Below are 11,883 nucleotides of genomic sequence, written 5' to 3' on the forward strand. Positions count from 1 at the left end.
TCTCCTTTCAGTGCACGGGTTAGGTTTTCTGCCTCACGCGTCATTTGCAGGTTTAGCTTCTGTAGGTTTTCGAGCTGTTCTCTTAAAGCTGAATTCCTGGTAAGGTTATCTTTATGCGTTTCTTCGACACGCTTTTCAAAATCCTGAATTTTTTCGCCCAATGGCTTAAGAAGATCAAAAATATTAGACTTGTTCTGCTCGGTAAACTTCTTGCTCTTCTCTTCGAAAATTTCGTTGGCAAGGTTTTTAAACTGCAAGGTGAACTTATCCTGGATAGACTCAAGTTCTTTCTTCTGGTCCTGTAACTTCTCCTGTAAATTCCTGTAATCTGCTTCTGCGGCAGCGAGCTCGCCATTAAGCTTTAATACTTTTGAATGCTCATTCTCAAGTTGAATTTTAAATTCTGCTATTTGTTGCTGAAGTGTCTTGTTTTTCTCCTGTTCTACAAGTATGGCAGCTATTGAGTTCTGATTAGAGACAGAAAATTTAGATCTAGCAATAATCCATCCCGAAAGTCCTCCGATAAGAGTACCTGCAACCAATAAGATAATTTCCATGTGGCAAAGGTATCCATGCAACTACTTACTGCCAATTGTTTCCGTAAGTGATTATATTTTTCTTGATATTTCTGTTAAGTAAATTAAGTTCTTAAAATGATACTATGAATGTTGTAGGGTTTCAAATGCTTATTTGATAAATTGCCTGTCCGAGAAAAAATTTTGGCAACTTTATGGTAGAAATGATCAATTCAAGCAAAGAGGCGATAGAACTTGAGGAAAGATATGGTGCGCACAACTACCACCCACTTCCTGTTGTGTTAACGAAGGGAGAGGGTGTTTATGTTTGGGATGTAGAGGGTAAACGCTACTATGATTTTCTTTCTGCCTACAGTGCAGTAAACCAGGGCCATTGCCACCCACGTATCATTAGCGCATTGATTGATCAGGCGAAAGAGCTTACGCTTACTTCTCGAGCTTTCTATAATGACAAGTTAGGTATAGCTGAAAAATATATTTGCGATACTTTCGGATACCAGAAAGCACTTTTCATGAATAGTGGTGCAGAAGCCAATGAAACTGCTATTAAGCTCGCCAGAAAATGGGGATACAGGAGAAAAGGAATAAAAGAGAATAAAGCAGTAATTGTAGTAGCGCAGCGCAATTTTCATGGACGCACAACAACAATTATATCCGCTTCTACTGATAGTGCCGCCCGGAAGGACTTTGGTCCTTTTATGCCGGGTTTTGATATTATTAATTATGATGATCTTACTGCCCTTGAAAAAGCATTGTCAAATCCGGATGTGTGTGGTTTATGGATAGAACCAATTCAAGGAGAGGCAGGAGTTTATGTGCCGCAGCAGGGGTACCTGAAAGCTGCGGAAAAGCTTTGTCGCAAGCATAACGTCCTTTTAATGATGGACGAAATTCAGACAGGGCTGGCGCGCACGGGTAAGATGCTTGCATGTGATCATGAAAACGTAAGACCTGATTTGCTCATTCTTGGGAAAGCCCTTTCAGGAGGAACAATGCCTGTTTCCTGTGTACTTGCCGACGATGTGATCATGTTATTATTAAAGCCAGGCGAACATGGTTCTACCTTTGGGGGTAATCCGCTCGCGGCTGCAGTATGCATTGAATCTTTACAGGTAATTAAAGATGAGAATCTTGCGGAAAATGCACATAAGCTTGGCGTGGTGCTTCGTGAGCGTTTACAGAAACTTGCTGAAAAGACAAATCTGATATCGAAAGTGCGAGGCAAGGGTTTGCTGAATGCAATTGTTATTAATGATACCCCCGAAAGTGAAACAGCCTGGAACCTTTGTCTTGGTTTTGCGAAGGAAGGTCTGCTTGCAAAACCTACGCATGGTAATATAATAAGGTTAGCGCCTCCGCTCGTTATTACAGAAGAACAGATTCACGAATGTGCTGATATAATAGAGAAGTGTATACTAGACTTAAAGAAGTAATAGGTGTTTAACTTTACCTGCTATAAATGAAAAATGAGCACCACGTGCTCATTTTTCATTTAGTACTTTCTCTATTCTTACGCCCGCAGCTAATATCCCTTGTAGAGAATCCGTTCGCATAAATTGCTCAAGTCTTAGCCTGTATTTTCCTGTATAAGGAAACTGGTAGTTGTTAATCATCGGAACACGATGATCATAAATATCTCCTAATCCGCTGGTACCTTCTGGCTTTCCGGTTTTTGGGTCAAATAGCGTATGTTCTATAAGTTTTTTATTGAGAACGTTGCCGGTAGAATCTTCAAGGTAATATGTTATAAACAACCTGGAGAAGGGATATGATACGCTGTTCCTGATATTACCATAAATGTTATAAGGAACGTTTTCTTTGATTTCGAACTCGAAAGATGGCTTTACGGCTGTAGGCCATAAGCCGTTATCGAAGTCTTCATTCTTATCATAAACTCTGTTTTTGTCACAGCTCGCCAACAAAGTAACTGTGAAGAGGGTAATCAGTATCGTTCTCATTCCTGGCTTTGTGGTTTATTTGAATTTGGATGAGGCCCATTTCCACCACCTTTTTTCTTCTTCTTTTTCTTCTTCTTCGATTTATTTTTGAACTTCTGATCCATTTTCATCAGGTCGCTGTTCAGTGCCTCAACAGGTGCTTTTTCTTCTGATTCGTCTTTATCAAGGCTTGCTGGCTTTTTGCCTTCCTGGTTCATTCGAAGAATAGCATTAACCCTTTGAATATTTAATGGATGCCATGTATTTTCTTCTCCGTAACCAAACCACATTATCTTACGGAAGATGTCCGTCTTTTGAAGTACGGCGTCGCCCTTTTCCGTAAGTAATGGTCCTTCTACTTTTGGAATATCTTCAAGTGCTTCAATATAAGTTTCAAGCTCATAGTTGAGACAACATTTTAAGCGGCCGCACTGGCCGGAAAGTTTGCTGGGATTTAAAGAGAGATTCTGGTAGCGGGCAGCACTTGTGGCTACGTTTTTAAATTCAGTTAACCATGTAGAACAACAAAGCTCACGACCACAAACTCCTATACCACCCAATCTGCCTGCTTCCTGTCTTAAGCTTATCTGGCGCATTTCTACACGAATCTTAAACTCCCCTGCCAATAGCTTAATCAGTTCGCGGAAGTCAACACGATCATCAGCAGAATAATAAAAAGTTGCTTTTGTATTGTCGGCCTGGTATTCAATATCCGACAGCTTCATGTCAAGCTTAAGATCTCTTATGATTTCGCGGGTACGATATAAAGTCGGTAGTTCACGTTTCTTTACTTCTTCGTACTTCTCAAGATCTTTCTGGTGGGCTATTCTGTAAATCTTTTTGATTTCTTCATTATCCGTGATCTTTTTCTTCTGCATCTGCAGTCTCACGAGTTCACCTTGTAATGATACGTGACCAAGATGGTGACCGTTGGGTACTTCAACAATTACGGCATCGCCGGTTGTTAGATTAAGACCTTCAGTGTTTCTGTAAAAATCCTTCCTTCCGTTCTTAAAACGGACTTCAACGATCTTAAATTTATCTGTAGCTGGCATGTCCATATTAGAAAGCCAGTCGAAAACATTCATTTTATTGCAACCACCCGTGCTGCAGGCACCGTTATTATTACAGCCTGCTACTTTTCCGTTCTTAGTGGTGGTGCCACATGCGCATCCCATTTATGTATTTTTATAGTTCATTAAATCAATTCCTATGTCTTTGCGGAAATACATGCCGTCCCATTGAATCTGTGAAGCTCTTTCGTAAGCAGCTATACGTGCCTCTTCAAGCGACTTCCCTCTTCCTGTAATAGCTAATACTCTCCCGCCATCCGTTACTACACTTTCTGATACCTGTTTCGTTCCTGCATGAAATACTAATGTCTCACTTTTATTACCAAGTCCGTGAATTGCCTTCCCTTTCGAATAGTCGCCTGGGTAACCTCCGCTTACAAGTACTACAGTTACAGCGTATTGAGAATCAATTTCAATCTTCTGAGATTTTAACTCCCCTTTTGCTGTTGCTAAAAGCAATTCTACCAAGTCATTTTTTATTCTCGGCATTACAGCCTCTGTTTCGGGGTCACCCATCCGTGCATTGTATTCAATCACAAAAGGTTCTCCGCCAACATTCATTAGTCCTACGAATATAAAACCTTTATAATCAATTGCCTCACGATTTAAACCTTCAATAGTAGGTTTTACTACCCGGTCCTCTACTTTTTTCATAAAGTCACCGGAGGCGAATACAACAGGTGACACAGCACCCATTCCGCCAGTATTAGGGCCGGTGTCGCCTTCTCCTATACGTTTGTAATCTTTTGCTTCGGGCAGGATTACATAGTCTTTACCATCAGTAAGCACGAAAACAGAAAGCTCGATGCCGTCGAGAAATTCTTCAATTAATACTTTGCTGCTTGCTGCGCCAAACTTCTTATCCAACAGCATTTCTTCAATTACTGCCTTTGCCTCTGTTTGGTTCGCGCTTATAACAACCCCTTTTCCTGCCGCAAGGCCGTCGGCCTTTAAAACGATAGGGGGCTTACAGGTTTTGATATATTCAAATGCAGCCTCAATGTTTTCCGCTGTAAAAGTGGATGCCTTTGCAGTAGGAATTCCGTTACGGAGCATAAACTGCTTCGAGAAATCTTTACTGCCCTCCAGCTGGGCGCCGGTTTTGCCAGGGCCTACAATCAGGATGTTCTTTAGCGATTGGTCGTTCTGAAAATAATCGCGAATGCCATTGACCAGCGGCGCCTCAGGACCCACAATCAATAACTTAATGTCATTATCCTTGCAAAACGATCCTAGCTTCTGAAAGTCATCCATTGCTATAGATACATTTTGGGCAATAAGTGCGGTACCGGCATTTCCTGGTGCAACAAACAATTTGTGGCATAGCGGGCTCTTTTTAAGTTTCCAGGTTAGTGCATGTTCGCGGCCTCCATTGCCGATTAAGAGGATATTCATGTGGTAAAATGAGTTTTTTATGTTTTTGACTCTGCAAATGAGCTGGCTATAGCTGTTTATCCCGCTTGTCGTGAGCTGTTAATACTCATTTAGCATAAGTCAGTATAAGTTGAACCCCAAAGATAACCGCGATTTTGATCTGTGAAAATAACATGTAGGGTTTGGGGGTAATTAAAGGCTGGCAGAAACACAGAAGGAGCCAGATTTGATTCTGACCCCTTCCTGTTTTAAGGTTAATAATCCTTTAATTGGCGTATTCCGATAAGAATTTAATCCGCATTAGGCGTATCTCTTCTTCTGAATAATCAGCGATTGATTCATCATTAAGGGCAGCTTCAAGGCTATCTGTTTCGGCTCCCATGAAGTAATCGTGAATATCATCCTGTTTGCTGCTGTCCATAATCTGATCGATATAGTAGTTCAGATTAAGCTTAGTACCAGAGTAGCAGATGTTTTCTATCTCCGTCAGCAATTCTTCAAATGTAAGCTTGGTAGATTCTGCAATTTCCTCAAGATCTACTTTTCTGTCTATCGCCTGGATGATTGTGATCTTCGTCTTCGATTTGTTAACCGACGACTTTACTATCACTTCACTTGCAGTCTCAATATCATTCTCATCAACATACTTCTTGATTAAATCAAGGAAGTCTTTGCCGAACTTATTTACCTTACCCATACCGACGCCATTCACCTGCGCCATTTCTTCTTTGCTGGTAGGGTAGGTGGTTGCCATCTCCTCTAAAGAAGGATCCTGGAAGATTACATACGGAGGAAGATCTTTTTCCTTTGCAATTTTCTTGCGCAGGTTCTTCAGCATTTCAAAAAGCTTAACATCATAAGCCTTCGTATTGGTATGTGCTTTTTCAATTGACTCTTCTTCTTCGTCTATCTCTGTAGTAAAGTCATGATCACGTGCCAGCTCAATAGAATAAGGGTTCTTCAGGAACTCTTCACCTTTTGCTGTTACTTTAAGAGCGCCAATGTTATCAATGTCCTTTTCGAGGAACTGATAGATGAGTGTCTGACGAATTACTGATTTCCAGAAATCAGCATCTTCATTGCTTCCTTTGCCAAAAACTTCAAGGCCAAAGTGACTGTAGCTTTTAACATACTCGTCTTCGACTCCGCGGATGACATGCACAAGGTGGTTTAACCCAAAGCGTTCATTGGTCTGTTTAGTAGCTTGTATAGCCAGTTGTACGTACTCCATGCCTTCAAAACGCTCACGAGGGTGAACACAGTTGTCGCACATGCCGCAATTCTCCTCTGTGTATTCTTCACCAAAGTAATGAAGTAGTTGTCTTCTTCTGCATACCGGTGACTCTGCATAGTACTCCATTTCTTGAAGAAGGATTCTTGCGTTCTCGCGTTCTTGAACAGGCTTGTCCTTATTAAATTTCTCTAGCTTGTTAAGGTCGTTATGGCTATAGAACATGAGGCAATGGCCTTCAAGTCCATCCCGTCCGCCTCTTCCTGTTTCCTGGTAATATCCTTCAAGAGACTTTGGTACATCGTAGTGAACAACAAAGCGTACATCTGGTTTGTCAATCCCCATTCCGAATGCGATTGTTGCTACAACAATGTCTACTTCTTCATTAAGGAAATCATCCTGGTTCTTCATCCGAACATCAGGATCAAGACCAGCGTGATAAGGAGCAGCTTTAAATCCATTTACATTGAGAAGCTGTGCAATCTCTTCAACCTTCTTTCTGCTTAAGCAGTAGATTATACCTGATTTACCTTTATGTTCCTTCAGGAATTTGACGAGTTGCTTCTTTGTTTCTTTCTTAGGACGAACCTCGTAGTATAAATTCTTTCTGTTGAAGGATGAGATGAATACATCAGCTTCCTCCATCTGCAGGTTTTTCTGGATATCAAGTTGTACCTTAGGTGTAGCAGTTGCAGTGAGTGCAATTACTGGCATATCTCCAAGATTGTGAATCATGGATTTTATTCTTCTATACTCAGGACGAAAGTCGTGACCCCATTCTGAAATACAGTGTGCTTCATCTATTGCTACAAAAGAAACATTTACTTTCTTAAGGAAATCAATTGTCTCGTCTTTATTTAAAGACTCAGGAGCAACGTAAAGTAATTTTACATTGCCATTCATACAATCTTTCTTGAGCTTGGTGATCTCACCTTTGCTCAGGGTCGAGTTAAGAAACCTAGCATTGACTCCGTAAGCATTCATCTGGTCCACCTGATTTTTCATCAGGGCGATCAGGGGAGAAATTACAATGGCAAGACCTGGTTTCATCATAGCAGGTAACTGGTAGCATAAAGACTTACCAGCGCCTGTAGGCATGATTACAAAGGTGTTTTTGCCATCGAGAAGATTACGGATGATAGTTTCCTGATTTCCCCGGAACTGACTGTAACCGAAAATTTCTTTGAGTCTTTCTTTTAGTTTGTCTTTCTCTTCGACCAACATCATTTCTGTTGTGTGTATAATTGTTTTCTAATCTCACGTAGAATGTCTGTGCTATTCCTGCTTTTGAAAATTTCTTGATTTAAAGTCCGATAGTCAACAGCATTCCTCCATCATAAAAACCTAATATTGTATCTTTGTCTGTACACAAAGCTAACTTTGAAAAGGCATTGAATTTACAAAAAAATATTAAAAAAATTGCACGGGCTGTTTTAATAAACGAGGCTCAGGCAATTGAGAATTTAACTCAGTTTATTGACGACGACTTCGAGCGCTGCGTGCAGGAAATATATTCTGCTAAAGGTCGTGTAGTCATAACAGGTGTTGGCAAAAGCGCCATCATAGCCAATAAAATTGTGGCCACCTTAAATTCAACTGGAACACCTTCTATTTTCATGCATGCTGCAGATGCAATACATGGAGATCTGGGCATGGTTCAAAAAGAAGACATTGTAATTTGTATCTCTAAGAGCGGTAACACTTCAGAGATCAAAGTGCTTGTCCCACTTCTCAAACGTAGAGGCGTAAAGCTTGTTGCACTTGTGAGCAATACAAATTCATATTTATCTGAGCAAGCGGATTTCGTGTTGAATGCAACGATTGCAGAAGAAGCGTGTCCTCACAATCTTGCACCTACTACAAGTACTACTGCTCATGTTGCCATGGGCGATGCTCTCGCTGTGTGCTTGCTTGAGCTACGCAATTTCTCTTCCAGTGACTTTGCTGAGTTTCATCCGGGCGGCTCCCTAGGTAAACAATTGTATCTTAAAGTTTCAGATATCTATGTACACCACCAACTTCCTGAAGTATCTCCGGATGCCCCATTAAGGGACGTTATCCTCGAAATTTCTTCAAAACGACTGGGTTGTACCTCTGTTCTAGATGGGAACAAAATTTTACTAGGAATAATTACAGACGGCGATTTAAGAAGAATGCTACAAAAGGGGGAAGACCTTAACAAAATACGCGCTTCAGAAATTATGACAACAAATCCAAAAAGCATTCAAAAGGACGAATATGCGGTAAAAGCGCTTCAGGTTATGCAACAAAACAATATCACTCAACTTGTTGTGATGGATGGGAATAAAGTAGCAGGTTTTATACATTTGCACGACTTACTGAAAGAAGGAATTATATAGAAATATTAAAACTTCATTATAAACATTCTGAGACTTTTATCTTTTGCAAAACGTCATACTATTAATTCGAAATGAATAAAAATTTATATGTTGTGCTCATGGCAGGTGGCGTGGGCGTGCGTTTTTGGCCTTATAGCCGTAATTCAAGACCGAAACAGTTTCTTGATGTTTTAGGAACTGGTAAAACCTTAATCCAATCTACGCTGGAAAGATTTTTACCACTATGCCCCATGGAGAATATCTATGTGGTAACGCACGAAGAACATGCTGCACTGGTGAAACAGCAACTTCCTGAGTTAAGCGATCAGCAAATCCTTGCCGAACCTATGCGAAAAAATACCGCTGCATGTATCGCTTATGCCAGTTATAAAATTTATGAAAAAAATAAGGACGCGATAATTGTTGTTTCTCCCTCTGACCATCTCATCATGAAAGAGAATGAGTTCAGAGATATCATTAAAAAAGCAGTTGATCAGGCTAAAGCACAAGACAAGCTTATTACCTTAGGTATTAAACCCACCAGACCAGAAACTGGTTACGGTTATATTCAATATCATACTGAAAAAAACTTCGCAAAAAAGGTGAAAACCTTCACAGAGAAGCCAGAACTTACATTGGCTAAAAAATTTTTAGAGAGCGGAGATTTCGTTTGGAACGCCGGAATTTTTATCTGGGGTGTTCAGGCAATTGTAAAAGCACTTCAATCTTATACACCTGAAATGGCTGAAGTGTTTGAAGATATTAAGACCAAACTGGGTACTTCAGAAGAGAAGGGAGCAATACAGGCAGCATACCCTCAATGTAAAAGCATATCGATAGATTATGCTGTTATGGAGAAAGCGCAAAACGTCTATGTATGTCTTGGAGACTTCGATTGGTCTGATCTCGGCTCATGGGCTTCTATTCATGAGATCTCTGCAAAAGATGAAAACAACAACGCCATCAGCGCCAATGCCCAGACGTACGATACACGAAACTGCATCATCAGAGGTTCTAATGATAAATTAATTGTAGTACAAGGTTTGAATGGCTACCTCGTGGGTGAGTTTGGTAACGTAGTAATAGTTTGCGAGAAAGATAAAGAAGAACAATTCAGAAGATTCGTGAACGACGTAAAAACAAGACCTAACGCCAACGAATTTATTTAAAGATATATAATTCCAGGTTTTCTATTTTCTCTAATGAGTAGTAATAGAAAACCTGGATTTCCATTTTTACGCTTCTACAGCTTTAGCTTCATTTAATACAAAAGCATTTCCCCAGTCTCTCATAGCTTCGGTAACGGGTAACAACGCTTTGCCTTTATCAGTAAGAAAGTATTCTACTTTTGGAGGAATTTCTGCATAGATCTTTCGCAGAATAATTCCATCATTTTCCAGTTCCCGGAGTTGGGTGGTAAGCATCTGTTTGCTGATGTCTTTCAGCATCATGCTCATTTTTCCGAACCTGTTAATATCGTTATTGATGAGATGAATGATAAGTATCTTCCATTTACCTCCAATAACACTCATAGTTGCTGTAACAGGACAATTAGTAATATTTTCTAAGCTGATTGAACTCATATATTATTGACTATCAGTAATGGTCTGTTTTATCTGACTATATCAGATAAATATAACTACTTACAAATAAAGAACTTACTCTCTACAATTGCAAAGCAAAAACAAACAATGCTTACCATTATGAAAAAGTATGTTATTACAGGATCGATAGGTCACATCAGTAAACCAATTGTTCAAGAGTTAGTAAAACATAACAAAGAAGTTAGTGTGATAACCAGTAACGTTGATCGCCTAGGTGAAATTGAAAAACTTGGAGCGAAAGCCCTTATAGGGTCTGTTCATGATTCTTCTTTTGTTAAAGCTGCCTTTAAAGATGCAGATGTAATCTATACCATGATACCTCCGATATGGCAGACTTCCAACTGGCGTGCTTCACAAGATGAGGTAGCGAAAAATTATGAGGAGGCAATAAAAGCGAGCAGTGCTCAGTACGTTGTAAACCTCAGCAGCATAGGAGCTGATGTTGGAAGTGGTGTTGGCCCGGTTGATGGTGTTGCTGCTTTTGAGAAGAAGTTGAATGCGCTTCCTGTTAAGGTAAAACACCTTCGGCCGTCATACTTCTTTTACAACTTCTTCGCACAGCTAGGCATGACAAAGGGTGCTGGTATACTAGGTGGTAACTTTGGAGATACAGAGAAATTGTTTCTTGTACATACCAATGACATTGCTGAAGCTGCGACGGAAGAACTATTAAATCTGAATTTTAAAGGTAACTCGGTTCGATATGTTATCGGTGATGAACGCAGTGGTGAAGAAATAGCTGATGTATTAGGAAGGGCAGTAGGAAAGCCATTAAAATGGGTTGTGTTTACTGACGAACAACAGAAGCAGGGCCTACTTCACGCTGGTCTCTCTGAAACACACGCAGAAAACTTCACACAAATGGGAAAAGCCATGAGAGAGGGGATCATGCAGGCAGATGCCAGAAGAAACAAACCGGTATTTTCTAAAACAAAGCTTGAAGATTTTGCTAAAGAATTTGCATCGGTCTATAATCAATAGAATAAAAAGGCGGTACTGTCACGTCAGTATCGCCTTTTGTATTTACATAAATAAGTGTTGTTATTTTAATCTGCGTCTTACAACTTCATATACTATAATTCCCGCGGCTACTGAAACGTTTAATGAACCGATCTTTCCCTTCATAGGAATTTTAGCCAGGTCATCTGCGTCTCGCAGCAGCGCATCACTAATGCCATCTTCTTCAGATCCCATAATTAGTGCCACTGGCCCGCTCACATCAATGTGATAAATTTCTTTAGATGCTTTTTCCGTGCAGGCAACAATTTTGATTCCACTATCACGCAGAAGTCTTATTGTTTTTTTAAGATCCTTCTCACGAGCTACAGGCAAATGATTGAGAGCGCCTGCAGAAGTTTTCATAGCATCACTTGTAATTGGCGCGCTACCTTTTTCTCCTATAATGATACCATCAACGCCAGCGCACTCTGCTGTTCTCGCAATAGCACCAAAATTTCTAACATCGGTAATTCTATCCAGTATAATAAAAAGCGGTTCTCTGCCTTCGCTAAAAGCCTTGTCGATTAGATCTTCTACTGATGCATAAGAAACAGAAGACAGCAGGCAAATAACCCCCTGATGATTTTTAGTAGATAACCTTTTTAACTTCTCTGCAGGAACGAACGTGTAAGGTGCCTTTTTCTCTTTGGCTATGTTAATAAGCTCTTTAATTAAGTCGTTAACAAGGCCCGATTGAATCATGATCTTTTCAATCTGTTTACCCGCATGTATAGCTTCAATTACTGCGCGGGTGCCATATATCATATCTGTTTTTTCCATTCTCTAGTGT

General features: G+C 40.2%; 11 protein-coding genes. 4 read left to right on the forward strand and 7 right to left on the reverse strand.

Annotated features, from left to right (window positions below; genetic code table 11):
- Positions 1–557: DNA recombination protein RmuC (gene rmuC / locus KK060_RS01635; protein WP_254151660.1), on the reverse strand; the 557-nt coding region annotated here is incomplete at its 3' end.
- Positions 558–730: 173 nt separating this feature from the next.
- On the opposite strand from rmuC, the gene rocD reads away from it, so the two are divergent.
- Positions 731–1,969: an ornithine--oxo-acid transaminase gene (gene rocD, locus KK060_RS01640; RefSeq protein ID WP_302179986.1), complete on the forward strand. Its 1,239-nt coding sequence runs from the start codon at positions 731–733 to the stop codon at positions 1,967–1,969.
- A gap of 48 nt (positions 1,970–2,017) precedes the next feature.
- Here rocD and KK060_RS01645 read toward each other — a convergent pair whose 3' ends face one another.
- The 4 genes from KK060_RS01645 to recQ all read right to left on the reverse strand — a co-directional run bounded on the left by KK060_RS01645 (position 2,018) and on the right by recQ (position 7,375).
- Positions 2,018–2,494 (reverse strand): gliding motility lipoprotein GldH, encoded by a 477-nt coding sequence (locus KK060_RS01645; RefSeq protein ID WP_254151661.1) that lies wholly within the window; start codon positions 2,492–2,494, stop codon positions 2,018–2,020.
- Positions 2,491–3,651 (reverse strand): PSP1 domain-containing protein, encoded by a 1,161-nt coding sequence (locus KK060_RS01650; RefSeq protein ID WP_254151662.1) that lies wholly within the window; start codon positions 3,649–3,651, stop codon positions 2,491–2,493. Before KK060_RS01650 ends, KK060_RS01645 begins: the two co-directional genes overlap by 4 nt.
- The gene (purD, locus tag KK060_RS01655) at positions 3,652–4,941 is read right to left on the reverse strand and encodes a phosphoribosylamine--glycine ligase (RefSeq protein ID WP_254151663.1); all 1,290 of its coding nucleotides are present in this window, start codon (positions 4,939–4,941) and stop codon (positions 3,652–3,654) included. It lies immediately after the preceding gene.
- A gap of 244 nt (positions 4,942–5,185) precedes the next feature.
- Entirely contained in the window at positions 5,186–7,375 is a 2,190-nt protein-coding gene (gene recQ, locus KK060_RS01660; RefSeq protein ID WP_254151891.1) for a DNA helicase RecQ, read from the reverse strand.
- Between the two features lie 167 nt (positions 7,376–7,542).
- Here recQ and KK060_RS01665 point away from each other — a divergent pair, with 167 nt between their 5' ends.
- Positions 7,543–8,511, forward strand: coding sequence for a KpsF/GutQ family sugar-phosphate isomerase (locus KK060_RS01665; protein ID WP_254151892.1), 969 nt, complete (start codon positions 7,543–7,545; stop codon positions 8,509–8,511).
- A 71-nt stretch (positions 8,512–8,582) separates the two neighbouring features.
- On the forward strand, positions 8,583–9,659 hold the full coding sequence (locus KK060_RS01670) for a mannose-1-phosphate guanylyltransferase (protein WP_254151664.1): 1,077 nt from the start codon (positions 8,583–8,585) through the stop codon (positions 9,657–9,659).
- A gap of 66 nt (positions 9,660–9,725) precedes the next feature.
- Here the strand turns inward: KK060_RS01670 and KK060_RS01675 are convergent, their stop codons facing one another.
- Positions 9,726–10,073 carry a winged helix-turn-helix transcriptional regulator gene (locus KK060_RS01675; protein WP_254151665.1) on the reverse strand — a complete coding sequence of 116 codons (348 nt, stop codon included), beginning with the start codon at positions 10,071–10,073 and terminating at the stop codon, positions 9,726–9,728.
- A 120-nt stretch (positions 10,074–10,193) separates the two neighbouring features.
- On the opposite strand from KK060_RS01675, the gene KK060_RS01680 reads away from it, so the two are divergent.
- A complete protein-coding gene (locus KK060_RS01680; protein WP_254151666.1) occupies positions 10,194–11,075 on the forward strand; it encodes an NmrA family NAD(P)-binding protein in 882 nt (293 codons plus the stop codon).
- A 60-nt stretch (positions 11,076–11,135) separates the two neighbouring features.
- On the opposite strand, the gene rlmB is transcribed toward KK060_RS01680, so the two are convergent.
- The gene (gene rlmB / locus KK060_RS01685; protein ID WP_254151667.1) at positions 11,136–11,873 is read right to left on the reverse strand and encodes a 23S rRNA (guanosine(2251)-2'-O)-methyltransferase RlmB; all 738 of its coding nucleotides are present in this window, start codon (positions 11,871–11,873) and stop codon (positions 11,136–11,138) included.
- Positions 11,874–11,883: the final 10 nt, after the last annotated feature.

Origin of the sequence: Chryseosolibacter indicum (assembly GCF_018598585.1) — a bacterium.
In the GTDB taxonomy this organism is placed as follows: Bacteria; Bacteroidota; Bacteroidia; order Cytophagales; family Cyclobacteriaceae; genus Chryseosolibacter; species Chryseosolibacter indicus.